Source organism: Bacillus sp. N5-665 (genome assembly GCF_022637375.2).
Taxonomy (GTDB): Bacteria; Bacillota; Bacilli; order Bacillales; family Bacillaceae_G; genus Bacillus_A; species Bacillus_A wiedmannii.
Genome location: NZ_CP093325.1, coordinates 1,155,209 through 1,180,416, shown reverse-complemented (window position 1 = coordinate 1,180,416; position 25,208 = coordinate 1,155,209). Strand labels below are relative to the sequence as shown.

Here is a 25,208-nt window from a genome sequence, read left to right as displayed (position 1 = left end):
CTGATAATCAGTGGGGAATGCCCCCCTCACTGATTAAAGTTTCACTTTACATTCACTTAATTGTTAATTTAAAAAGGAGGAATTTTCACATGTCAACTATTGAAACAAAACTAGCACAAATCGGAAACCGGAGCGAAACTACAACAGGAACTGTTAACCCACCTGTTTATTTTTCAACTGCTTATCGTCACGAAGGAATTGGTAACTCTACTGGCTTTGACTATTCACGAACTGGCAATCCAACTCGTGGTCTTTTAGAGCAGGCAATCGCAGACTTAGAATATGGTGAACAAGGTTATGCCTGTAGTTCAGGGATGGCAGCTGTTCTCCTCGTCCTCTCCCTATTCCGTTCTGGAGACGAACTTATTGTATCCGAAGATTTATACGGGGGCACTTATCGATTATTTTCTGAGCATGAAAAAAAGTGGAACGTTCGATGTAGATACGTAAATACACAATCTATTAAACAAATTGAGCAAGCTATCACAACTGAAACGAAGGCTATTTTCATAGAAACTCCAACTAATCCGTTAATGCAAGTTACCGATATTGCCGCTGTCGCAACCGTAGCCAAAAGACACGGACTACTTCTTATTGTAGACAACACATTCTATACGCCTTATATACAGCAGCCATTAACAGAAGGTGCCGACATTGTACTTCATAGCGCAACGAAATATTTAGGGGGACATAACGATGTCCTAAGCGGACTTGTCGTTGCAAGAGGAAAGGAACTTTGTGAGGAAATCGCTCATTATCATAATGCCTCTGGTGCGGTCTTAAGTCCATTTGACTCATGGCTATTAATTCGTGGTATGAAAACGTTAGCGCTTCGCATGAGACAACATGAAGAAAATGCAAAAGCAGTTGTTGCTTATTTAAATGATGAAGACGGGGTGACAGATGTATTTTATCCTGGAAGAGGCGGCATGATCTCATTTCGTCTGAAAGATGAAACATGGATTAATCCATTCTTACAATCTTTATCCTTAATTACATTTGCTGAAAGTCTTGGTGGTGTTGAAAGTTTAATGACGTATCCAGCAACGCAAACACATGCTGATATTCCTGAAGAAATCAGAACAGCAAACGGTGTATGTAATCGTCTTCTGCGATTTTCCGTTGGCATTGAAAATAGTAACGATTTAATTCAAGACTTAAAGCAAGCCATTAAACTTGTAAAAGAAGGTATAAGAATATGAGTTATTCTATAGATACACTCTTACTGCACAACCAATATAAACATGACTCGCAAACAGGAGCTGTTAACGTTCCCATCTATAATACATCAACATTCCACCAGTTTGATGTAGATACGTTCGGAAAATATGACTATAGTCGCTCTGGTAATCCAACTCGTGAAGCTCTTGAAGATATCATTGCTTTATTAGAAGGAGGAACAAAGGGGTTTGCCTTCGCATCAGGAATTGCAGCGATTTCTACTGCATTCCTCCTTCTTTCACAAGGCGATCACGTACTCATTTCAGAGGACGTATACGGAGGCACTTATCGAATTATAACTGAAGTGCTCTCCCGTTACGGTGTGTCACATACATTTGTTGATATGACCAATTTAGAAGAAATAAAGCAAAAAATTAAGCCAAATACAAAACTCTTTTATGTGGAAACACCCTCTAATCCACTTTTAAAAGTGACAGATATTCGTGCTGTTTCTAAACTTGCAAAATCTATTGACGCCCTTACTTTTGTTGATAATACATTTTTGACACCACTATTCCAGAAACCACTTGATCTTGGCGCCGATGTCGTTCTTCATAGTGCCACAAAATTCATTGCCGGTCATAGTGATGTTACTGCCGGATTAGCCGTTGTAAAAGATGCCGAACTCGCTCAAAAACTTGGATTTTTACAAAATGCATTTGGCGCTATTTTAGGTCCTCAAGATTGTTCTCTCGTACTTCGCGGTCTAAAAACATTGCATGTACGTCTTGAGCATTCAGCTGCAAACGCCAATAAAATTGCACATTATTTACAAGAGCACGCTAAAGTTAAAAATGTCTATTATCCTGGCTTACAAACACATCTTGGATTTGATATTCAACAATCTCAAGCTACATCAGCTGGAGCTGTCCTATCTTTCACTTTACAATCAGAAGACGCACTCCGCCAATTTTTATCAAAAGTAAAATTACCTGTCTTTGCAGTTAGTTTAGGAGCTGTCGAATCGATTCTTTCCTACCCAGCTAAAATGTCACATGCAGCACTGTCGCAAGAAGCTCGTGATGAAAGAGGGATTTCTAATTCATTACTTCGGTTATCCGTCGGCCTTGAAAATGTTGACGATTTAATATCCGATTTTGAAAATGCCCTTTCTTATGTAGAAGAACCTGTAAATGCATAGAACGAACAGAAGATATGAAATTAAGTTTTCATATCTTCTTTTTTATGCCGTTACGTATATTTTTTACTTTTCGTATAGTTCATAAAAAAACGAAAGAGCACCATCTATTTCTAAATAATGAATTAATTGATATATTAAGAAGTAAAAAAGGGGCAAAAATAATGGATACTTGTGCAGATGTTTTAATCGTTATCGATTTACAAAATGGAGTATGTTATAGCGAAGAGCATTTATTCGATTTACAAAATTTACTTACAAAAGTAAATAAAAGAATTTCTTCATACAGAAAATCAAATAAACCAATCATTTTTATTCAACATTGTGATGATGATTTAGTACCCGAAAAAGAACTTTGGGCTATTCATGCTGATCTAGATGTTCAGGAACAAGATTTTTTTGTAAGAAAAACACATGCCAATTCATTTTATAAAACAAACTTGAAAGAGATTTTAGAACAATTATCTGTACACCGTATTGAATTTTGTGGTGCCCAAACAGAGTACTGTATGGATGCTACGATTAAATTTTCCCATGGACTAGAATACGAAAACTTCATGGTACAGAAAGCAACCTCTACGTTAAATAATCCGTTTATGTCCGCAAAAGAGACAATTGATTTTTATGAGAACATATGGAACCGCAGATTTTTAAAGCTGATAAAAGATGAACTCTAGAATACATAACTACTTTCTTGGTAATTCTAAAATTTATCAGCTATACTCAAATATTTTGTTATCACCATAAAGAAGCTAACTACATTCAGCTTCTTTTCTTTTAACCTGTTTTATATTCTATATATAGCATTATAATTCCTTTTTCTTATTATTTTAAAAATTTTGTATATTCATTTGAAAGAATAAGAAAATCATGATAAAATTGTGTTACAAATATATCTATATCTTTCAATTTTTAAAACGCATCGAAATTTTCACCCAAAAGTGTCATTTTACAAAACCATGCAAATTTATCTACTTTATTTACATCAGGGTCTCTTTTCTTACAATTTCTTTACTTTAGGAATTTTTTTCTGCAACAACTGTTTTCTTTTCTTTAATTTTTTGGTATGTATAGTATGGTATAACAGCTCACACGGAGGTGGAAAAGAACATGTTAGAAACCTTTCAAAAAGAAATAGAACTATATGAAAGCAATGCAGAATTATTGAAAGTACTTGCTCATCCTGTTCGCTTATGTATTGTAAAAGGATTAATTGAACGTGGTCCAAGCAACGTTTCTACAATGTACACTGGCTTAAACATGCCACAATCTACAATTTCACAGCATTTAGCAAAATTAAAAAGTGCTAAAATCGTTTCAAGTGAAAGAAAAGGATTGGAAATTTATTACAAAGTGGAAAACGAGACAATTATTCAACTCGTTCGCGTATTATTAGGTTAAGAGCTCATAAACAGAGAAAAAGGGCGTATTTTATATTTTTTATCTCATATCTTTAATATAAATATATATCATGAGAGAAAATATATGATGCTACATAATTAAAAAGTCGTATTAAAAAACAAGACACAGAAATATGCTGTGTCTTGTTTTTTTATATTTTCAAATGCTGATCCAAGTGTAACTGTTGCATATGTTTCGTATGTATCACAACATCAAATGCACTCCCTAATCCTCCGCTCAAAATCATAGAACGAACTGCACGATTTTGTTTTTGAGTTTCAGAAAAAGGATTTCGATCTTGGTGACCCGTAAGCTGATCTAATATTCCTGCTGCTAACAAAAACTCCGATTGCTTCTTATGCCATACTATATTCATGCCTTGCAGGCTAAACATCTCTTTCAGTTCGTCCCAATGAATATGAGTAGTAAGATCCATTTCACCTGGATGCTCTAAAGGATTACCGATTAACTTATGCTCGTAATATCCTCTTAAACTTCCTTCTTGATGTGCAGGATGCATCCATTCTTCTTTTGTGTATCCATAATCAACGGTAATACATACACCTCGTTGAAACCATTTCGCAATTTCTACTATATATTCTTCCATCGCAAGTGGCACTTCAAAACGCTGACCTTCAGCAAGATGAATATTATATTTCAATAAGTATCGACCAATATTTTTCTGTAGCGGTCTACATACTTCTGCGAGTTTCCCCTCCTCTGTGTACGTAACACGTACTTCATACAATATTCCATTTCTCTTCTCAATTACTTCAACAGGAAATGCATCAAATAACTCATTCGAAAAAAGAATCCCTTCGAACGATTCTCCCATTTCACTATGCGACGTATAATACGACACATTAGAAAACGAACAAAGATTTTTCTGCTGTAAGTTTTTATGAAAAGGGCTCATTTCAATCATTGAATAGTTTAAATCAATAAAGGTTTCTGGAGATACTTGCTTCCACTCTTGTAAAACATCATAGGCAAACCTTCCTGTTCCCCCACCAATCTCACAAATATTCGGAGCAACTTCACCATTTTCAACAAGACGAATAAAAAACTTAGCAAATGTTTTTGCAAAAACAGAGGATACGTTGCTACTTGTAAAAAAATCCCCTTGTCTTCCAATTTTTTCACGTTCCTTCATATAATAGCCATGTCCCTCTGTGTACAATACGAGGTTCATATACGTACTATATGAAATTGAATAATCCTTCTCTTTCTCCATCCATTCTTTTAAAATGAGCTCCATCTCCATACTAGCTCCTTACTGTAAAAATGGATTATTTTCTTTTTCAAAACCAATGCTTGTTTCTGGACCATGTCCACATAGCACCGCTGTATCATCTGGTAATACAAATAATTTTTCTTCAATACTTCCAATCAATTCAGCAAAACTTCCACCGGGTAAATCTGTTCTTCCGATGCTCATTTGGAACAATACATCACCAGAAAATACAGCATTCGCCTCTTTACAATAATAAGAAATACTGCCTGGAGAATGTCCTGGCGTCTCAAAAATCTCAAAATTAAATGAACCAATTGCTAATGCACCTTCTGCATCAATAATATGATCTGCTTGTTTTGCTGTAATACTGCGATTCATCATAAAAATTTGAGAGCCATTTACAGTTGCATCGCCTAACCAATCTGCTTCTTCTTTATGTACGTACACAGGAATATGAAAAGCGTCTCTTACCGCGTCAACAGCACCAATATGATCAAAGTGAGCATGTGTTAATAAAACAGCAAGTGGCTTTAATTGTTCTTCTTGTAAATATGTAACGAGCTTCTCGCCTTCGTGACCAGGATCAAAGATAATACACTCATTTTGATCATTCGTTAAAATATAAGCATTCGTTTGTAATGGGCCTAACGGCATTTGTATCCATTTCATATGAAAATCTCCTCCAATTATTAAACTTACTTTCAATGATACAACATTTTTTTCTCTTAGGAAAAGAAAGGATGCTATCTCGACAATCATTTTTAAAACATGTACAATATAAAAGAGTTAATATTCTAAAAACTCATATTGAGGAATGGGTAGACAGAGGAGGATATTGTATGGGCCTTGTTATTATTTTTGCGCTAGTCACTCTGTTAGCTGTATTCGCTACGCTTAGAACTCTTCGCGAAAAAAACTTATTCGCGGGCGGCTTTGCAATTGCAACTGTACTCGTTTTCGGATGGTTTACGATTATGACTGTTCTATATAACGGGTACCCACCAGCAGCTTAATTCATTTACATGTTATTCTTCATCAAGATTTCACACAAAAAAGAGGAAGGGTTTCCCCTTCCTCTTTTCATATTTCACAACTTATACCATCTTCGCTTCGTATTTGTGCTTTTTTACAAGCCAAGCTCCTCCGATAACACCTGCATCATTACCAAGTATTGCAATCGCTAACTTTGTGCTCTTTACAGCACGTGAGAAAGCATATTGCTCGAAATAACGTTGAATTGGCTCTAATAGTGCATCTCCAGCTTTAGACACGCCCCCGCCAATAACAATTTTCTCTGGGTTCAACGTACTAGCAAGGTTCGCTACAGCTAATCCTAAATAAGAAGCTACTTTTTCTACTACTTCGCCTGCTAGCTCGTCACCTTGTCCAAGTGCTTCAAACACATCTTTTGATGTAATACGCCCTTCTTCTGCTAACATAGAACGTAGAACACTCTCTTTATTAGTCTCTTGTATTTTTTGCATAGCAACACGCACAATACCCGTTGCAGATGCTACAGTTTCTAAACAACCAGACTTCCCGCAATTACATGGGAAAGCATTCTCTGTAACTACTGTAATATGTCCAATCTCACCAGCAGCTCCGCTTACGCCGTGTACAATCTCACCATTGGCGATTACACCACCACCAACACCAGTGCCAAGTGTCATACAGATTAAATCTTTTGCTCCTTCACCAGCACCTTTCCACATTTCACCAAGCGCTGCTAAGTTTGCATCATTATCAATAACAACAGGTAATCCTGTTTCTACTTCTAATAAATCTTTTAACGGATAGTTTTTCCATCCTAAATTAACCGCTTCATAAATCATTCCAGACGCCACGTGTACAGGACCAGGAGCTCCCATACCAATACCGATTAACTTGCTTTTCAATTCACCTAACTCTTCTAACTTTTTATCAATAGCTTTCGCTACATCAAGCGTAATATGTTTTCCTTGCTCATTTGTATTCGTAGGGATTTCCCACTTATGTAAAATTTCACCGTACACATTAATAAATGCTAATTTAATCGTTGTACCACCAAGGTCAACCCCAACTAACCATTTCTCTTCCATGTTGCTTACCTACCTTTATCTAATTCTTATTTAGCTCTTTTTGAATTTCTTGCTTCAATAAAAATAAAGCTGTTTGATAGTCTTGTGGATCGATTAACTGTGATTGATTTAATTCACGCAATTCATCTTGCATTAATTGTAAATCTGCAATTCGATCACCTGTATAAATAATCGTACCAAATTTCTTTAGCAATTGTTGAATATCATAAATAGATACCATTTCATCACCCTCTATGCTCACTTACTATAAAAAATTATAATAAGAAAACGTTCACATATTTTATTATAATCAAGAAGAAAAAGTCTCGTCAATTTTTATTTGTCTATACAAGCCCATTTTTAACCATTGTTCCTTTTTCTGTAATAATTTTTTCTACATTTTTATCAAATGGCTCTACTGGAATATGTTCTACCATTTGAAAACTATAAGCTAATGATAGCGTTTTCCCTTTATAATGCACGAGATAACGATCATAATAGCCACCGCCATATCCAATCCGTTCTCCTCGCTCTGTATAAGCTACGCCTGGCACGATTTGAAGATCAATTTCATCTGCATTCACTTCTTCCGTAAGCGCCGGAATTGGTTCACGTAAATTCATATACACTATTTCTAATTGATCCAAATTACTAATTTGCCGGAAAGACATCGTTCGTGTTCCTTTATTACACTTCGGAACAACAACTTTCTTTCCTTCTTCCCAAGCTTTTTCGATAATAGGATATGTATTCACTTCATTTTCCATTGAGAGAGTGATTCCAACTGTTTTAGCTTCAGCCCACTCTTTTTGCGCATACAACGAAAATGCAATTTTCTCTGATAAAGTTGTATATCGTTCTTCTGATAAAGAATTCATGTGCTCTATTATTTGTTTACGTAAACGTACTTTCTCTTCTCTCACACACTTTCCCCCTCACAGTGATACTTTGCTCTACGATGATAGTGTATCACTTTTAACAGAGGAATCGAATAAAAAAAGAAACAGTAGGAAAATATTCCTACTGCTTACTTTGTTTCACGGTGTAACGTAGACTTCTTGTCACGCTTGCAATACTTTTTAAGCTCGATACGCTCAGCGTTGTTACGTTTGTTTTTCTTTGAGATATAGTTACGATCTCCGCATTCTGTACATGCTAGAGTAATATTCACACGCATTCTTATTCCCTCCAGTACTAATAACTTAAATCAGACTATACTATAATACCACTTTTAAAATAAAAATTCTACACCTTTTGATATTGTCTAATTTTTTCTATAAGATTTTTCATGTTTTCCCTTGCTATTACTGGGTTTCTAGCATGCGAATACACTAAAAATTTCGGTTGTTTTGTGTCAGAAACGATATAAGACCACTCTTTTTCTGTATATTTGAACTGTACACCTTCAAATATACCTTCTTCTTTTCTTTCCATATCAGCTAATAATTTCCTCATTACTTTCCCTTTTTCATTCCATGAACATACAACTTCATCACAAAGTAGGTAGAGCGGCGGTGATTGCTCTACTATGCTGAGAAATGTTTTCCCCTGCAATGCTATTAACTCGAATAATTTTCCAATTCGATATAAAATATCTCGCTTCCATCTCGCTTGAAACGACTTTTTTTCATCCTGCGTATAAAATAGAAGGTAACATTCTCCTAATTTCAAAGACATCGGGTAAATATTTCCTGCCGATTCAAGTAATAAATCTGGAATATCTACCTCTTCAAAATCTGTTCCTTGGTAAATATTACTATGATTATCATATAACTCGAAATAATTTCCTTGCTCTGAAAACATAAGTGCCATATTTGCTTTACTTGATTTCATCAAAGCTTTCACATGATCCTTTTGTTCGCCCGCATAAATCCATGTAACTGTGCATCCGAGCCTTTGTAAAAAGAGCATCAGTAAATGTTGTAACATATCATTGCTCTTATTAATAAGCAGATGAAACTTTTGTTTTTGTATTTTCTCAATATCAACGCGCTCTAATACAGCCTCTATATAATCATGTAAAGAAACGTGGACTAGCTTATTTCGCCCCATTTCTTTCTCACATACGTAATAAAACGACTCAGACATATATACTTGTTCTATCGCTTTTTGCTGCTTATACGTTAATTGTACCCCATCCTTACCATATAACTTTATAACAACCTCTTTTTCATTTTCCACTTGAATGAAAACCCCACCAGCACATTGTAAATCCTGAATGCTATACTGAAAAAGCGACTCGTTCATTTCTTTGCATTCCATCGTATGAACCCCGATACCATGAATCGCATGAAGAAAGAGATTTTTATAAGAAGTCGTTTCTATATGTTCTTGACTCCCAATTAATATACTTTCCCCTTTCGCAAAAAGGGACCCGTACGCCATTGCAACCTTTACAATAAATTGAGGAGTGATCTCAACATTACCTCTTCCTACAATGCGGCTTTTTTGCAACCACCCTGCACTCTTTTCACTTTCTTGAACACCAGCCGACCCTACTACCGAATAGCTGTCAATCGCCTTATATGGCCATAGTTTTCCCTTTTGCTTAATTACCGTACTTTTACCTATATGACAATGATCCGCTACAATGCTTTTTTGAAACAGTGTAACGTCATCTTCCACCATTGTATGCTCTCCTATTGTCGTTTCTAATAGCTCGCAATACTGCCCAATGTGCGCATTTGCAAAAACAATACTTTTTTGAAGATGAGAATAACTTGAAACAATACTATTTTTCCCGATAATAGAGTACGGTTCAATTACAGCTCCAGCACCAATCTTTGCTCCTTCTCCAATAAAAGAAGGACCGTGAATTTTCGTTCCTTTTCCTATCGTCACACCTTCTCCCATCCATACCATCGGCAATACTTCCGTATAAGGAATTGGTACTTGCAATTTTTTCGTTAACAAATCAAATTGTGCTTGTCGATATTGATCAAATGTACCGATATCTAACCAATAACCTTCTGACAAATATGCAAATAATGCGTTCTTATTTGCCAATAACGGAAACACATCTTGACTGAAATCAAAAAACTCTCGGGGCGGTATGTAAGAAAAAATTTCTGGCTCCATAATATATATACCTGTATTCACAATATTAGAGACTACTTCATTCCAACTCGGTTTTTCTATATATCGTGTAACCTCTTGTTCTTTGTTCATTACAACTAAACCGAATGAGAGTGGGTTTTCTACTTCCTTTACAAACATAGTTACCATTCTTTTCTTTTGTTCATGAAACATAATTCCTTCTGATAATTGAAAATCAGTTAACGCATCCCCGCTTATGACAACAAACGTTTCATCTAAAAATGTTTCCGCTTGTTTAATACTCCCTGCGGTTCCAAGCGGTGGAGAGTCTTCAAAATAGTACAAGTTAACGCCCCATTTGCTACCGTCACCAAAATATTGCTTAATGGCTGTACTCATATACTGAACAGTAATTGCAATTTCACGAATACCATGCTGACGTAATAATTCAATATTGTATTCCAAAACTGGCTTTTCTAATAATGGCAACATCGGCTTTGGAGTATTACATGTTAATGGTCTAAGGCGTCGTCCTTTTCCTCCAGCTAAAATAACCCCCTTCATATACTTCAGCCTCCACTTATATAATGTTCAGTAACTTCATATACGATATGTATATTATCTACCCCGCATTAACTAGCAGTATAAAATGAAACTTTAATTAGTAGGGATTTTGTGCATCCCCCACTGATTATTAGCCTTGATTACTTGACTCGGGCTTTTACAGGCAGTAAAACTCCCTATATACATGTACCTTTTAAACGCCGCGAAAGAAAGCGCTTACCATTAACTTAGTAAAATATTCCTTAAGAAGTGAACAACATATATGTCCTATTTTTTCCATTATATTATGATACATCTTATCATCATAAACTAAAGGAAACAACGAGCTTTTTTTGTCATGTTTTGACTAAAAAAAGCAGGTGATGTTTCACCTGCCTTTTTTCTTTATTCATTTAATAAGTAATGCTTTCCTTTTACTAAATAAAAAACATTTTCAGCAATATTTGTAATATGATCCGCTACACGCTCGATATATCTCGCCACAAAGGATAATTGTGTAATTTGTGTAATTGCTTCTGGTTGTTCTGGAACTGAAGATATAAATTCACGAATCGCTTTCCCATATATTTCATCAACTGAATCATCCATTTCGGCAATTTGTTTCGCAAAAGTTAAATTTTCTTGCTCATATGCTTCTAGCGCTAACTGTAGCATCTTATTTGCAATTGCAAACATTTCATCAAGATTGTGCAAACTAACAACCACTTCTTTTTCCCCAAGACGAATTGTTGATTTCGCAATATTAACAGCATGATCTGCAATACGCTCTAAATCTGTCGCTGTTTTAATTGAAATGAAAATCCTTCTTAAATCACTTGCTACAGGTTGCTGCTTCGTAATAAGCATAAGCGCAAGATCATTTATTTCCTCTTCTAAATTATCCATACGATAATCACCATCTATTACCTCTAACGCTTTCTCTACATCCCTTTTATGAAGACCTTCCATAGCAAGCAATAAAGCTTCCCTCGCTAGCTCTCCAAGCTCAATCACCTTTTGCTGTAACATTTTTAAATCACATTGAAACTGTTCTCTTACCATTGTTTCTTCCCCCTCAATATTATGTGCCATTATATATAGATCTCCTACCTAGCCTACTTGTAATAAGCCTTAAGATAGGAGAAGTATTACTTCTCTAATTAAATGAGGTAAAAATAAGAAATACCCTCTGTTAAGAGGGTATTTACTCTTATCCTTGCAACGATATCAACCGAATCGGCCTGTAATATAATCTTCTGTACGCTTATCTGAAGGTGTCGTAAATAATTTATTTGTATCTGTATATTCCACAACTTCTCCACTTAAGAAGAAAGCAGTTTTGTCTGAAATACGTGCTGCTTGTTGCATGTTATGCGTTACGATCACAATACTAAAGTCTTTCTTTAACTCTTGAATTAATTCTTCTACTTTTAATGTTGAAATTGGATCTAGTGCCGACGTTGGCTCATCCATTAAAATAACGTCTGGTTCAATTGCTAAACAACGTGCGATACATAGACGCTGTTGCTGTCCACCAGATAAACCGTATGCATTATCATGCAAACGATCTTTTAACTCATCCCAAATCGCTGCTCCACGTAAACTTTTTTCAACAATTTCATCCAATGTTTTCTTATCACCAATACCATGAATTTTCGGGCCATATGCTACATTTTCATAAATAGATTTCGGAAATGGATTTGGCTTTTGGAACACCATTCCCACATGAGTTCTTAATTCTTCAACTGGGTATGATTTTTCAAATATATTGCGCTCTCTATATTCAATTACACCTGTAGTTCGCACGATTGGTACTAACTCTACCATACGATTTAATGTTTTTAAGTACGTTGATTTACCACAACCACTTGGCCCAATAATTGCTGTAACTTCATTCTCATGAATGCTTAAGTTAATATCTTTTAAAGCATGGTCTTCTCCGTACCATAAATTTAAGTTTTTCGTATCAAATACTACTTTCTTTGGTGCAGTCTCGATTTTCTCCTCGTTTTTCACCTGTACATTTACTACTGTTGCTACCATTTGAATTCCCCTTTCATCCATTTCCAACTTATTTTCGATTTCGTAACCATAAGACAAACATATTGATAAAGAGTAATAAACCTAACAAAACAATCATCCCAGCAGCTGCTACATACTGAAATTCTTCTTGCGGTCTACTCATCCAATTAAAAATTTGAATTGGTAAAACTGTAAATCTATCAAACATACTAAATGGAACATAATTTGCAAATGCAAGTGCCCCGATAACTAATAGCGGTGCCGCTTCTCCAATTGCCCTTGATATCGCTAACGTACAACCCGTTATAATTCCCGGGAAAGCAGATGGCAATACAATTTGATACATCGTTTGCCACTTCGTAGCACCTAATCCGTAAGAAGCTTCTAATAATGAACTTGGTACAGATCGTATCGCTTCTTGACTCGCTACAACAACTGTCGGTAAAACGAGTAAACTCATCGTCAGTGCCGCCGCAATAATACTCTCCCCTAAATGAAGAGCATATACAAAAATAGTTAAGCCGAGTAATCCAAATACAACGGAAGGTACTCCTGCTAACGTTTGATTATTAATTTCTATTACCTTTTTAAATATAGATTCCTTCGCATATTGCTCCAAATAAAGAGCAGTTCCAACTCCAAATATAAAGGAGACTGGTATAACAATACTCATAAATAATATTGTTCCTGACAAAGCTGCAGCAATCCCAGCTTCTTTCGGATTACGCGAAGCGAAGTTTGTAAAGAAATCTAACGAAAGGTAACTTATACCTTTTTCAAAAATTTGAAAAAGTAAAATAAGCAGTATTACTATTGAAAACAAAATTGCTATATAAAATAACAACTTGTAAACTCGGTCTTTTAAAAAACGTGATGCCATATTTTCTTGTATTTTTTTATGATTCAACATTCGCATATTATGTCACCCTCCTAAAGCGGCGCATAATAGAGTATGAAATGATGTTCATTATAAGAGTAAACAAGAATAACGTTGCGCCTACAGCGTACATGCTGTAATACGTAATTGTTCCATGCGGAGCATCACCTAAGCTCACTTGCACAATATAGGCTGTTAGCGTTTGAATAGAGTGTGTCGGATCGAGCGATACATTCGGTGTAGATCCCGCTGCAATTACAACTATCATCGTTTCACCAATTGCTCTGGAAGCAGCTAATATGATCGCTGCCATAATCCCTGTAAAAGCCGAAGGAAACACGACTTGTTTTACCATCTCAAACCGAGTTGCTCCAAGTGCTAACGAAGCTTCTTTCGTTCCTTTCGCTACAGCTCTCATCGCGTCTTCAGATAGAGATGCAATTGTAGGTATCATCATAAAGCCAATAACAATACCTGGACTAATCGCATTAAAAAACTGTAAATCTGGTATAATCCGTTGTAAAAGTGGTGTGACAACTGTTAATGCAAAAAAACCATATACAATTGTCGGGATACCTGCTAATAATTCTAACATCGGTTTTAATACTTTCCTTGCACTGCTTGAAGCATATTCGCTTAAAAATACGGCACACGCTAAACCGATAGGAATTGCTACGAACATGGCAATTGCTGTTACAAGGAACGTTCCACATATAAGTGGTAATATACCGAATTTAGGATCTTCAAAAAAAGGTAACCATTCTTTTCCCGTCAAAAAGGAGTGTAATGGTATTGTTTGAAAAAACATCATTGTTTCATTTACCAATGTAAAAATAATTCCAAGTGTCGTTACAATAGACACGCTAGCAATTATTTTTAGTAATAATGGAACGATTCGATTGATTCGCTGCGTTTTTTTTCTTTGTTTTGTATTTCTTTCAATCAAATGTTGTACAGAAAATGTAATTTGACTTTTGTCATTATGAGCCAAAGATGAAAACCCCTTTCCACCCTGACATTACCTTTTTATTTCTGTTAACATCCGCAGCTGTTCATTGTATTTTTCTTTTGGTAATTTTACATATCCAACCTCTTCAGCGAGATTACCAACATGCTGAATCATAAACTCAATATAATTTGCTACATTCATTTTATTTCGGATAGATGCATCATTCACATAAGCAAATAGTGGCCTAGATAATGGCTTATACTTACCTGATTGAATGGTATCTTTCGTCGGAAGTACACCATTCACTTTTATTGCTCTCACCTTATCTCGATTGGCCATATAATAAGCATATCCTACAAAAGCAATGGCATTTTTATCATTCATTACCCCTTGCATAATAACTTGATCATCTTCAGACAAAGAGACTTTTTTTACAATGCGACTATTTTGTAAGATGACATTTTGAAAATAATCATACGTACCAGAGTCTACACCTGGCGCATAAAACTTCACCTGTTCACGTGGCCATGATGAATGAATTTGTGACCATCGCTTTTCGCTTTCATCTTCACTCCATAATAGACGTAACTCGTCTACCGTCATATTGTCTACCCAAGTATTTTGGTGATTCACAACGATCGTAAGACCATCGTAAGCGACTTCAAACGGTGTAAACTGAATGGAGTTTTTCTTCATTTCATTTTCTTCTACTTGTTTCATTGCTCTCGAAGCATTATTTATATCTACTTCTCCTTTACTGAAACGATTAAATCCTCCTCCTGTTCCAGAAACACTGATGGAAATCTTCACGTTTGGATGCACCTTTGTATATTCCTCCGCTACTGCTTCTATAACAGGAAAAACTGTTGAGGATCCATCAACTCTCACTTCTCCCATTTCATTCACAGCAAATACAGTAGACGTGCCAACATAAAGGAAACAAGTCGACAGTATGAAAACTTTAATCGATGCACTTATCCATTTCACGTGTTCTTCCTCCTAGAAGTAACCGGAAATAACAGGATTACAGATATAAGAATACTGCTAAACTATTAATTCGGTTTTAATTGTTTGTAAAAGTTTTGTAAAGTTCCACAAGAATCAACATTAAGTAAAACTTTAATCCGTAGCCATCGTTCATCTTCACTAATGATTGGCTCATAAAATCGTTATCCTCTAGAGGCTTGTGTAAGTATCATTTGTGAGATCTCTTATTTTTTCGATATAATATGCTTGTCCGCCTTATTAAAACGTATGCATGAATCATAAAAAAAAGCACACTATCTTTTCAGATAGTGTGCTTTTTTTACAACTTTTTTATTCGTCATCTTGATCTCTATTTTTCTTTTTATTATCTATTTCATCTTTTGAAACTTCGCCATTTTCTACTTTTTTCAAATCAAAGTACGCGTCCATAATGTCACGGCTAATATATCCGTTAATACCTGATTTATCATCTACCCAAGGTACAACAACAGAAAATGCTACTTCAGGATCTTCAAGTGGCGCATAGCCTACTAACGTTAAGTTATATGTTTCTTTACGCTCACCGTTTGCCTTTCTACCAATCTCTTTATCTCCGCCATACACAGTTTGAGCTGTACCTGTTTTACCAGCAGCTTTATAAGGTGCACCTGCAAAGTATTTCGAAGCTGTACCACTAGACTCGTTAAATACTTGTCTAAATCCTTCCTGAACACGTTTAATTTGTGATTCAGGCATATCAATACGGTTTAGTACTTTCGGTTCCATTGAATGAACAACTTTTCCAGTTTCTTCTGGTTTCGCTGCCGGCTGACGAATTTCCTTTACAACTTGCGGCTGCATACGGTAACCACCATTTGCAATTGTTGAAACATATTGTGCTAATTGAAGTGGTGTATACGTATCGTACTGTCCAATTGATAAATCTAATAGGAAACCTGGCTGAGTTCCCTTACCTATTTGACCCGCAGATTCATTCGGTAAATCAATACCTGTTTTCACACCAAGTCCAAACTGTCCGAAATAATAACGCATCGTATCAAATGCTTTTTGTGGTATATCTAACGTACCACCTCTCACATATTGAACACCTGCGAGATTCATCGCTGTTTTGAACATATATACGTTAGAAGACATTTTTAACGCTGTCAGATCATTAATATACCCCATCGTCTTCCAAGAAGATTTTTTCGGCGTTCCTTTCAATACGATTGGTTCATCGAGTTGAACTGAACCTGGTTGAATCGCACCTGTTTGATACCCTGTAAGTACTGTCGCACCTTTTACAGTTGATCCCATCGGATAAGAACTTGTCATCGTTCCTAAGGCGAAATCTTGTACTTTCGTTTCGCCATTTTCATTCACTAACTGTTTCCCTGCCATAGATAAAACTTCACCATTTTTCGGATTCATCATTACAACGAATGCACGATCTAAAAGAGGTTGTCCCCCTTTATATTTCAATAAATTTTTAGTGATAATTTCTTCTACACGTTTTTGTAATTCCATATCGATTGTTAAGTTCAGGTCATTACCTCGTTGTCCTTGTGCGACATTAATCGTTTCTAAAATATTACCGTTTTTATCTGTAATATTTTTCACTTCTGCTTTCGTACCGTGTAGGCTATCTTCATATTGCTGTTCAAGATAACTTTTCCCTACGCGGTCATTTCGATTATAATCACGAACAAGATAGTAATCTAGCCTTTCTCTCGGTAACCCTTCATCAGACGTTGACACCCCGCCAAGTACACTTCGGAATAAATCATCATACGTATATTTTCGATCCCAATCAACATTCGTATCTACACCCGGTAATGCTGCTAGGTTTTCACTAATAATCGCATATTCTTCTTCTGTAGCATCTTTTTTTATAACTTGTGGTGTCATTGCATATCCGCCGTCCATTTTGCTTTTAATCGCTAGTATTTCTAAATCTTTTGCGGATAATTGATTCACTTCTTCTTCTGTCACGCGACTTCGTTGACGCTCATCTAATTCTTTATCGTCAATTTTTTTATCTTTTAACTCTTGACGATCTTTATTCGTAATTTTTTCTTTCGCTTCCTCTTTATGCATAGCAAGCCAATAATCTTTTTTATCACGATCTGTTAATTTATCTGTCGGTACTTCAATCAACTCTGCTAGCCTTTTCGCTGTTTCTAAACGAGCCTCTGCAGTTGATCCTTTCATTTTTGTAAATGTAATCGTACGAACAGCTGCATTATCTACTACAGCTCGCCCATAACGGTCAAATATTTTCCCACGTGGTACAGGATTACTTATCGTCGAGTTTTCTTTCCTCTCCACTTCATTCTTATATTCCTCACCGCGAACAATTTGTACATATCCAAGCCTTACAATAACCGCGGAGAACATTAAAAACACGCAGAAAAACAGCACGTTTAACCGAAAAGGAACGTGAGTCTTTTTCTTTTGTTGTTTCTGCTTCTTGCTCATACAAACCCCCTCTACCAACAGCTATGTAATGTGAAAGGGACACCTTCATACAGGTGTCCTCACTGCTGTCTTACATCTTTTTCTATTCTAGCATAAAACAACCGAGAAGTTAACCTTCTGGTTCTGTTTGATTCTGCGCAGTCGCTTGCGTTACAACACTTGTTTTACTCGCATTTTCCTCATCATATTTGACATTTTTAACTGCAAAATAAATAAGGAAATGTCCTGCACCTAAAATACATAATAAGTAAGGCAAACTTTTTTCAGGCGGAAAGAATAATACAGCACATAAAAAACTTAAAATCGAACAAATTCTTCCTGCATTTAACCATAATTCCCGGACAACTACATACTCTACACGCCACTCTCTCGCATTTTTCGCTCTGCCAATTACATCATATGTCATGGATCCGTACGGAACGAGCAAAATAGGGTATGCAACCGCAATACACGCTGCATAAATAAGTAATTTTGCGTATGTAACATTGAATATAACTAAAAATACGACAGCATATAAAATAATGCCTCCAAGCAAAATTGCTTTTTTCCGCCACTCTTTCTTTAACATACGAGTGACTAAGTAGTAACATACAAATGATACAGCAGAATTTACTAAGCTATATTTTCCTAAGGCGAGTTCGCTATCCGTCGCTAAATACACGTATACGGAAATCACAAAAATAAACGTTCCCTCTCTCAACCCTTGGAAAAAATGAGCACGTGTAATTCTTCCCCAATTTTTATCAATCTGCCGCTCTTTCAATACTTGTACAATTTCATACCGTCCTTCACATTCTCTCTTAGATACAAAAAAGCTTAAAATGACAGCAATTGCAAACAACAGTAACGAAAGAAAGAATATGACCGTATAGCCACTCCATTTTTCCATACGTGAAATTGTGTATCCAGCTGCTATCGGTCCAATCATGCCAGAGAAGGATGTAAGAAGTCCAAGAAACCCATTAAAGAAATCTCTTGTTTCTGGTTCTGTAATCTCAAATGTTAATAAGTTAAACGCGAGCCAGTAAAAACCATATCCGACTCCTAAAAGAGCCCCCATTAATAAAATATAGTGAGAAGCGCTTTTTCCCGCTACTAAAACAACGATAAAAAAAATAGCTAACGTGCCTACGCCTATTCGTAACAAGATTGAGCGATCAATACGCTTCGCTAATTTCCCACCTATAAGAAATGTGAGAGGCTGTAATACAACGCTGGCCAAATTATACAAGCCAAGATTCACATAATTTTGTGTTTGTTTCCATAAATAAATGTTAACAAACGTATTCGATAAAGAAATTGCGAGCGTGTATAAACCTCCAATAAGGAGCAACAACACTAAATCCCGATTCACTTCAACGTCACCAATTATATGTTTCCACTTCATACACAACTCTCCTTTACTTCATGTTCTAGTCTTCCAAAGACAAGCCCAATTATGTAAAAGGAAAGCATAGAAAAAAGCTAGGAGCATTCTCCTAGCTTTTTCTATCGTTATTACAATTATTTTGCTTCTTGGTAACGTTTTTCAGCAGCGTTCCAATCTACAACGTTCCAGAATGCACCGATGTAGTCAGGACGACGGTTTTGGTAATTTAAGTAGTAAGCATGTTCCCAAACATCTAAACCTACAACTGGAGTTTTACCTTCAGTTAGAGGAGAATCTTGGTTTGGCGTGCTTGTTACTTCTAACTCACCATTGTTTACTACTAACCAAGCCCAACCAGAACCGAAACGAGTTGCCCCAGCTTTTGCGAATTCTTCTTTGAATGCATCGAAGCTACCGAATTTCGCTTCAATTGCAGTTGCAAGTTCGCCTACTGGTTGTCCGCCGCCGTTTGGAGATAAGATTGTCCAGAAGAATGTATGGTTAGCATGTCCGCCACCATTGTTACGTACTGCTGTACGGATCGCTTCTGGTACTTCGTTTAAGTTTGCAACTAATTCTTCTACGCTTTTGTCAGCTAATTCTGCATGACCTTCTAAAGCAGCGTTTAAGTTTGTAATGTAAGTGTTATGATGTTTTGTATGATGGATGTTCATTGTTTCTTTGTCAAAGTGAGGCTCTAAAGCATCATACGCATAAGGTAAATTTGGTAATTCGTGTTTTGCCATTGTTATATTCCTCCCAGTTTATGTATTGCCACTTAAGTGACATACAACTTCATTCTACCCTAATTGCCATAGGGTGCAAACAAATAAATCACATTGTCTTGCTATCATTAACGTAGCAAAAATCCCACTTCTTTTCAATTAAAATGCTCATATATTCCGTAAAAAAAGCTCCCTTCTACAAGGAAGCTTCCCACTAACATAATAAACATGTGAAATGGATATGGACCCTGTAGGACTCGAACCTACGACCGGACGGTTATGAGCCGTCTGCTCTAACCAGCTGAGCTAAGGGTCCACAATTATGTATGTAACAACATATCAAATAAAGGAATTCCTATCAGATATATCCTTTAAGAAATGTAAGATAAATTTACCATATGGCAAAGAAAAGTGTCAATTGTATTTTTCTCATATAAAAGAAGAAAATTAATAAAAAGAAATTTAGTTATCTCCACTATATGTAAATATAATATATCTTGAGATTCTCTAGATTCCTACGTTACAATGATTTTATACATACATAAAGGAAGTGAATCTATGTCCATATTTACCCAATTAGCAAAAAGCGTATATTCGCCTAAAGATATGGCGCTATTCCGTTTTCAAAAAATCGGAAAAACCATTTTGTATATTATGCTACTTTGTCTAATCACTACTATTCCAAGAACATTCTTTTACGGTAGCTTTATTCAAGATAGTGTTACCATGGTAAATCAAGCAATCGAAAAAGATTTACCTGATTTTAAAATCGAAAACGGTGAACTAAAAGCAGATATTGAACAACCTATTCTAAAGGAAGAGGGAGATGCTCTTTTCGTATTTGATCCCAATACAACAGATATAGAAACATATCAAAACAAAACTGGTTTATTTATTTTAAAAGATAAAGTAGTTTCTATAGGAAATGGTCAAACACAAACATACTCCTATAATGATTTATTAGGGACATCTCTTGAGAAGAAAGATTTGCAAGATTTCATTTCTGTATTCGATAGTATTTATCCAATTTTACTAGCTGTTATCGGCGTGTTAGTATACCTATTCCAATTGTTTATTACTTTCTTAGGAATTACTTTACTTGCGTTTATTGGTTCTGCTATGAGCGGTCAACGTAAATTATCTTATAAGCAAGTATGGACGTTAACTGCGTACAGCTACACAATTCCAACAATCTTCTTTATGATTATGGATCTATTCAAAATTGTTGTACCTGGTTCAACATTCATTTATATCGCAGTTGTTTTAATTGTTCTTTACTTAACGATTAAAGAAGTTCCAAAACCGAAAGAAAAATAAGAACGAAAAAAAATGCCTAAATAGGCATTTTTTTTTTGGACAAGCATATATTCCTAGCAAAGGAGTGAAGAATATGAAGAGATTAGGTATATTCTTATTCGTGCTTGTTCTTGGTTATATATTTTATTACGATATAAAAATCGGCACTTTACCGATGTTAAGTTCATATAAAAAAACAAATGCGGCCCAAACGATAAAACAAGAAAGTACAGATACAAAACAAAAGAAAGAGAACAAAGCAGAAAAAGAAACAGATGTAACTTATAAAACAATTGAAGTCAAAACAGGTGAGACAGTTCTTTCTATTACCGAACAAATTAATAAGAAAAAAATCCCTTCCATTGAAAAGGTAATTGATGACTTTAAACAACTAAACAAAAGTACATCTGCTACAAAAATACAAATTGGAAAGTCTTATAAATTCCCGTTATATCAATAAGCAATTACTTAATCCTTGTCAATTACATAAAGGCGCTGATACAATAGTAAAAGTGAAACCGAGCACTTCGGTTTCTATAGCCCTGTATCACGTATACTTTCATTGATATGAGGGACTAAATAAGAAACTTCTTTTATAAGGAGAGCGATCTATTCGTGAATGAAATGACTCATCGTACAAAAACACGTCCAGTTAAAGTCGGTAATTTAACAATTGGCGGTAATAATGAATTAATTATACAAAGTATGACAACAACAAAAACACATGATGTTGAAGCAACAGTTGCTGAAATTAAGCGTTTAGAAGAAGCTGGCTGTCAAGTCGTCCGTGTTGCTGTTCCAGACGAACGCGCAGCAAATGCTATTGCTGATATTAAAAAACAAATCAACATTCCACTTGTTGCTGATATTCATTTTGATTATCGCCTTGCTTTAAAAGCAATTGAAGGTGGCATTGATAAAGTACGTATCAATCCAGGTAACATTGGTCGTCGCCATAAAGTAGAAGCTGTTGTAAATGCAGCAAAAGAACGCGGTATTCCAATCCGTATCGGTGTAAACGCAGGTTCATTAGAACGTCACATTTTAGAAAAGTACGGATACCCAACTGCAGATGGTATGGTCGAGAGCGCCCTACATCACATTAAAATTTTAGAGGACTTAGATTTCCACGATATTATCGTATCTATGAAAGCCTCTGATGTTAACTTAGCAATTGAAGCATACGAAAAAGCTGCTCGTGCTTTTGATTACCCATTACATTTAGGTATTACAGAATCCGGAACATTATTTGCCGGAACTGTAAAAAGTGCCGCTGGTCTTGGCGCAATCTTAAATAAAGGCATCGGAAATACACTACGTATTTCATTAAGTGCTGACCCAGTTGAAGAAGTAAAAGTTGCGCGTGAACTATTAAAGTCATTCGGTCTTGCATCTAATGCAGCAACACTTATTTCTTGTCCAACTTGTGGTCGTATTGAAATTGATTTAATTAGCATCGCTAACGAGGTGGAAGAATACATCTCTACACTAAAAGTACCGATTAAAGTTGCAGTACTTGGTTGCGCTGTAAACGGTCCTGGTGAAGCTCGTGAAGCTGATATCGGTATTGCCGGTGCACGTGGAGAAGGATTATTATTCCGTAAAGGGCAAGTTGTTCGTAAAGTACCAGAAGAAATAATGGTAGAAGAACTGAAAAAAGAAATCGATGTAATTGCTGCTGAAATGGCTGCTGAACGAGAAAAAGAAAAAGAAACACAAGAACAATAAAAAGAAGGTTGCCACAATATTTGTGGGCAACCTTCTTTTTTACGTAAAAAAGCTCGTCAGTTACGTAACCGACGAGTTCTTATTTTGCACATTTTGGACAACGGCCGTATATTTCAAACTTATGCCCGGTTACTTCATAACCGTTAAAATCTTTATTCATAAAATCCATCGGGCAGGAAGTAATCTCTTTCGTCCCCCCGCAATCTAAACAAATAAAATGATGATGATGTTCCATAATAGAACATGTAAAACGAAAATGTTTTTCACCATTTAATTCCGTTTGTTCTAAAACACCGATTTCAGCAAACACCGTTAAGTTACGATAAATCGTATCAAAGCTAAGACCTGGATAATCATCCTTCATATGCTCTAAAACGTCTTTCGCCGTTAAATAACGATTGTGAGCTGCAAATAACCTGAGCATTTCTTCCCTTTTCCCAGTATGTTTGTATCCTTTATCTTTCATTAGGCGTAAAGCTTCTGTTAGATTCATATCTATCCCTACTTTATGCAGTTTTTTTCTTTTTCCATAAAATCGCACCAATTAAAATAAGAACTGCTATCATAACAATTGTACCACCTGGTGCTAGATCAAGTTGATATGAAGCAAACATTCCACCAATTACTGCAATTTCACCAAATAAAATGGAAAAGAAAATTGTTTGTTTAAATCCATTCGCAATACGAATACTTGCTGCAACTGGTAACGTCATTAATGATGATACGAGAAGAACCCCTACTACACGCATTGATACTGCAATGACAAGAGCAACCAATATAATGAAAATAAAGTGAATCCACTTTGCACTCAAACCGGTTGATACAGCATATTCCTCATCAAACGATAGTAAAAATAACTCTTTGTATAATAAAGTGATCGTTACAATAACAACAATTGCTACAATGCCGATGATTATTAAATCCGTACTTGTTACAGCACTTACACTCCCAAATAAATAACTAAATAAATCAGTGTTAAATCCATTTGCAAGTGATATAAAAATAACCCCAATCCCCATTCCTGCTGAAAGAATAATCGGAATTGCTAATTCTTGATAATGTTTATATACAGTACGTAATTTTTCAATTAGTAACGCCCCACCAATAGAAAAAATCATTCCCATATATAACGGATTTAAAAATCCTCCTGTGAAAATTGTTTTTTCTAGTAGTAAACTTGCAGCAATACCCGATAATGTCACGTGACTTAATGCATCCGCAATAAGCGACATTCGGCGAATGACAACAAATACACCGATAAGTGGTGCAACAAGTCCTATTAAAACCCCTGCATATAAAGAGTTACGTAAAAAGTCATATTGTAAAAAATCTTGTATCATTATATCCTCCCGTGATGCTCATGCTCGTGTTCTAAACGATGAACATGATGTCCATATAAGACGGACATTTCTGCATCTTCTAACTCTCGGAACTTCTCTACATTTCCATGGAAATGTAGATGTTGGTTTAAGCATGCAACATGTGTTACCTTCTCAGTAACAGCTCCCATATCATGAGTAACGAGAATTAATGTGATTCCTAACCTTTTGTTTAAATCCTCTAATATCTCATAAAAACTTTCTACATTCTTCACATCTATTCCAACAGTGGGCTCGTCCAAAATAAGTAATTCAGGATCACTAACGAGCGCACGAGCAATAAATACACGCTGTTGTTGTCCACCAGAAAGTTCTCCGATATTGCGCCCTTGAAACTCACTCATCCCTACATCAGCAATCGCTTTTTCTACCTTTTCCTTATCGTTTTTCGTGAAAAAGCGAAACAGCCCTTTTTTAGAAACAAGTCCCATTGATACAACTTCAAAAACAGTTGCCGGAAAACCAGAATTAAAGCTATTTGCCTTTTGCGACACATAACCAACTTTGTTCCATTCTTTAAACTTCTTACTATCAACACCAAACAAACGAATACTTCCCTGTTTTGGCTTTAAAACGCCTAATAAACATTTTAGCAAAGTTGATTTCCCAGAACCATTCGGCCCAACTAAACCTAAAAAAGCTCCCTTCGGAACTTGCAAATTAATATCTTCTAACACATTTCGATCTTCATATCGAAATGACAATCCTTCTATTTCTAATATATTATTCATATCATCTCACCTATTTTAATTCAGAATGATTCCGATTTATATCTATTTGAATTATAGT

26 protein-coding genes and 1 tRNA gene are annotated in these 25,208 nt (G+C 35.7%); 8 read left to right on the top strand and 19 right to left on the bottom strand.

The features are described 5' to 3' along the window. Positions 1-89 precede the first annotated feature (89 nt). From metI to MNO09_RS08480, 4 genes are all read left to right on the top strand, one after another. The gene (metI, locus tag MNO09_RS08495) at positions 90-1,202 is read left to right on the top strand and encodes a cystathionine gamma-synthase/O-acetylhomoserine thiolyase (protein WP_000103902.1); all 1,113 of its coding nucleotides are present in this window, start codon (positions 90-92) and stop codon (positions 1,200-1,202) included. Beyond that, positions 1,199-2,362 carry a cystathionine beta-lyase gene (metC, locus tag MNO09_RS08490; RefSeq protein WP_000122282.1) on the top strand — a complete coding sequence of 388 codons (1,164 nt, stop codon included), beginning with the start codon at positions 1,199-1,201 and terminating at the stop codon, positions 2,360-2,362. The genes metI and metC overlap by 4 nt, the downstream gene beginning before the upstream one ends. A gap of 161 nt (positions 2,363-2,523) precedes the next feature. Beyond that, on the top strand, positions 2,524-3,036 hold the full coding sequence (locus tag MNO09_RS08485; protein WP_000379163.1) for a cysteine hydrolase family protein: 513 nt from the start codon (positions 2,524-2,526) through the stop codon (positions 3,034-3,036). A gap of 433 nt (positions 3,037-3,469) precedes the next feature. After that, a complete protein-coding gene (locus MNO09_RS08480; protein ID WP_000894375.1) occupies positions 3,470-3,760 on the top strand; it encodes an ArsR/SmtB family transcription factor in 291 nt (96 codons plus the stop codon). Between the two features lie 151 nt (positions 3,761-3,911). Here MNO09_RS08480 and MNO09_RS08475 read toward each other — a convergent pair whose 3' ends face one another. Further along, positions 3,912-5,024 (bottom strand): class I SAM-dependent methyltransferase, encoded by a 1,113-nt coding sequence (locus MNO09_RS08475; protein ID WP_000425116.1) that lies wholly within the window; start codon positions 5,022-5,024, stop codon positions 3,912-3,914. A 9-nt stretch (positions 5,025-5,033) separates the two neighbouring features. Next, positions 5,034-5,663, bottom strand: a complete 630-nt coding sequence (locus MNO09_RS08470) for an MBL fold metallo-hydrolase (protein ID WP_000871246.1) — start codon at positions 5,661-5,663, stop codon at positions 5,034-5,036. A 170-nt stretch (positions 5,664-5,833) separates the two neighbouring features. On the opposite strand from MNO09_RS08470, the gene MNO09_RS08465 reads away from it, so the two are divergent. Continuing rightward, positions 5,834-6,007 (top strand): DUF2759 domain-containing protein, encoded by a 174-nt coding sequence (locus MNO09_RS08465; RefSeq protein ID WP_000524847.1) that lies wholly within the window; start codon positions 5,834-5,836, stop codon positions 6,005-6,007. Between the two features lie 81 nt (positions 6,008-6,088). Here MNO09_RS08465 and glcK read toward each other — a convergent pair whose 3' ends face one another. The 14 genes from glcK to MNO09_RS08395 form a co-directional block, all read right to left on the bottom strand. Continuing rightward, positions 6,089-7,072 (bottom strand): glucokinase, encoded by a 984-nt coding sequence (gene glcK, locus MNO09_RS08460; RefSeq protein WP_000391711.1) that lies wholly within the window; start codon positions 7,070-7,072, stop codon positions 6,089-6,091. 19 nt (positions 7,073-7,091) lie between these two features. Further along, positions 7,092-7,292, bottom strand: a complete 201-nt coding sequence (locus tag MNO09_RS08455; protein ID WP_000253699.1) for a YqgQ family protein — start codon at positions 7,290-7,292, stop codon at positions 7,092-7,094. Between the two features lie 103 nt (positions 7,293-7,395). After that, positions 7,396-7,974: a 5-formyltetrahydrofolate cyclo-ligase gene (locus MNO09_RS08450; RefSeq protein WP_001206434.1), complete on the bottom strand. Its 579-nt coding sequence runs from the start codon at positions 7,972-7,974 to the stop codon at positions 7,396-7,398. A gap of 104 nt (positions 7,975-8,078) precedes the next feature. After that, positions 8,079-8,228 (bottom strand): 50S ribosomal protein L33, encoded by a 150-nt coding sequence (rpmG, locus tag MNO09_RS08445; RefSeq protein WP_001265616.1) that lies wholly within the window; start codon positions 8,226-8,228, stop codon positions 8,079-8,081. 68 nt (positions 8,229-8,296) lie between these two features. Continuing rightward, positions 8,297-10,651 carry a sugar phosphate nucleotidyltransferase gene (locus MNO09_RS08440; RefSeq protein WP_000679319.1) on the bottom strand — a complete coding sequence of 785 codons (2,355 nt, stop codon included), beginning with the start codon at positions 10,649-10,651 and terminating at the stop codon, positions 8,297-8,299. Positions 10,652-11,035: 384 nt separating this feature from the next. Then, positions 11,036-11,692: a phosphate signaling complex protein PhoU gene (gene phoU, locus MNO09_RS08435; RefSeq protein WP_033657724.1), complete on the bottom strand. Its 657-nt coding sequence runs from the start codon at positions 11,690-11,692 to the stop codon at positions 11,036-11,038. 165 nt (positions 11,693-11,857) lie between these two features. Beyond that, positions 11,858-12,673, bottom strand: coding sequence for a phosphate ABC transporter ATP-binding protein (gene pstB / locus MNO09_RS08430; RefSeq protein ID WP_000226688.1), 816 nt, complete (start codon positions 12,671-12,673; stop codon positions 11,858-11,860). Positions 12,674-12,701: 28 nt separating this feature from the next. Then, entirely contained in the window at positions 12,702-13,568 is an 867-nt protein-coding gene (gene pstA, locus MNO09_RS08425; RefSeq protein WP_001242550.1) for a phosphate ABC transporter permease PstA, read from the bottom strand. Position 13,569: 1 nt separating this feature from the next. Further along, positions 13,570-14,520, bottom strand: a complete 951-nt coding sequence (pstC, locus tag MNO09_RS08420) for a phosphate ABC transporter permease subunit PstC (protein WP_070169121.1) — start codon at positions 14,518-14,520, stop codon at positions 13,570-13,572. A gap of 27 nt (positions 14,521-14,547) precedes the next feature. Continuing rightward, a complete protein-coding gene (gene phoX / locus MNO09_RS08415) occupies positions 14,548-15,465 on the bottom strand; it encodes a phosphate ABC transporter substrate-binding protein PhoX (RefSeq protein WP_070169122.1) in 918 nt (305 codons plus the stop codon). 330 nt (positions 15,466-15,795) lie between these two features. Next, positions 15,796-17,922, bottom strand: coding sequence for a peptidoglycan D,D-transpeptidase FtsI family protein (locus tag MNO09_RS08410; protein WP_070169123.1), 2,127 nt, complete (start codon positions 17,920-17,922; stop codon positions 15,796-15,798). Between the two features lie 109 nt (positions 17,923-18,031). Then, positions 18,032-19,309 (bottom strand): MFS transporter, encoded by a 1,278-nt coding sequence (locus tag MNO09_RS08405; protein ID WP_000871366.1) that lies wholly within the window; start codon positions 19,307-19,309, stop codon positions 18,032-18,034. Positions 19,310-19,425: 116 nt separating this feature from the next. Next, a complete protein-coding gene (gene sodA / locus MNO09_RS08400; RefSeq protein WP_001052034.1) occupies positions 19,426-20,037 on the bottom strand; it encodes a superoxide dismutase [Mn] in 612 nt (203 codons plus the stop codon). Positions 20,038-20,258: 221 nt separating this feature from the next. Next, positions 20,259-20,332: transfer RNA gene (locus MNO09_RS08395), tRNA-Ile, on the bottom strand. Between the two features lie 242 nt (positions 20,333-20,574). Between MNO09_RS08395 and MNO09_RS08390 the strand changes: the two genes are divergently transcribed. The 3 genes from MNO09_RS08390 to ispG all read left to right on the top strand — a co-directional run bounded on the left by MNO09_RS08390 (position 20,575) and on the right by ispG (position 23,040). Beyond that, on the top strand, positions 20,575-21,333 hold the full coding sequence (locus MNO09_RS08390) for a DUF1189 domain-containing protein (protein WP_000021902.1): 759 nt from the start codon (positions 20,575-20,577) through the stop codon (positions 21,331-21,333). A gap of 73 nt (positions 21,334-21,406) precedes the next feature. Continuing rightward, complete coding sequence (gene yqfZ, locus MNO09_RS08385) at positions 21,407-21,772, top strand: protein YqfZ (protein WP_000825407.1); 366 nt, start codon at positions 21,407-21,409, stop codon at positions 21,770-21,772. Positions 21,773-21,936: 164 nt separating this feature from the next. Further along, positions 21,937-23,040, top strand: a complete 1,104-nt coding sequence (gene ispG, locus MNO09_RS08380; RefSeq protein WP_075308387.1) for a flavodoxin-dependent (E)-4-hydroxy-3-methylbut-2-enyl-diphosphate synthase — start codon at positions 21,937-21,939, stop codon at positions 23,038-23,040. 79 nt (positions 23,041-23,119) lie between these two features. On the opposite strand, the gene MNO09_RS08375 is transcribed toward ispG, so the two are convergent. Genes MNO09_RS08375 through MNO09_RS08365 form a run of 3 tightly spaced genes read right to left on the bottom strand, consistent with a single transcriptional unit; the run spans position 23,120 to position 25,150 of the window. Continuing rightward, on the bottom strand, positions 23,120-23,533 hold the full coding sequence (locus MNO09_RS08375; RefSeq protein ID WP_001054512.1) for a Fur family transcriptional regulator: 414 nt from the start codon (positions 23,531-23,533) through the stop codon (positions 23,120-23,122). A gap of 13 nt (positions 23,534-23,546) precedes the next feature. Further along, a complete protein-coding gene (locus MNO09_RS08370) occupies positions 23,547-24,380 on the bottom strand; it encodes a metal ABC transporter permease (protein WP_000613831.1) in 834 nt (277 codons plus the stop codon). Beyond that, positions 24,380-25,150: a metal ABC transporter ATP-binding protein gene (locus MNO09_RS08365; RefSeq protein ID WP_001059649.1), complete on the bottom strand. Its 771-nt coding sequence runs from the start codon at positions 25,148-25,150 to the stop codon at positions 24,380-24,382. Before MNO09_RS08365 ends, MNO09_RS08370 begins: the two co-directional genes overlap by 1 nt. Between the last annotated feature and the right edge of the window lie 58 nt (positions 25,151-25,208).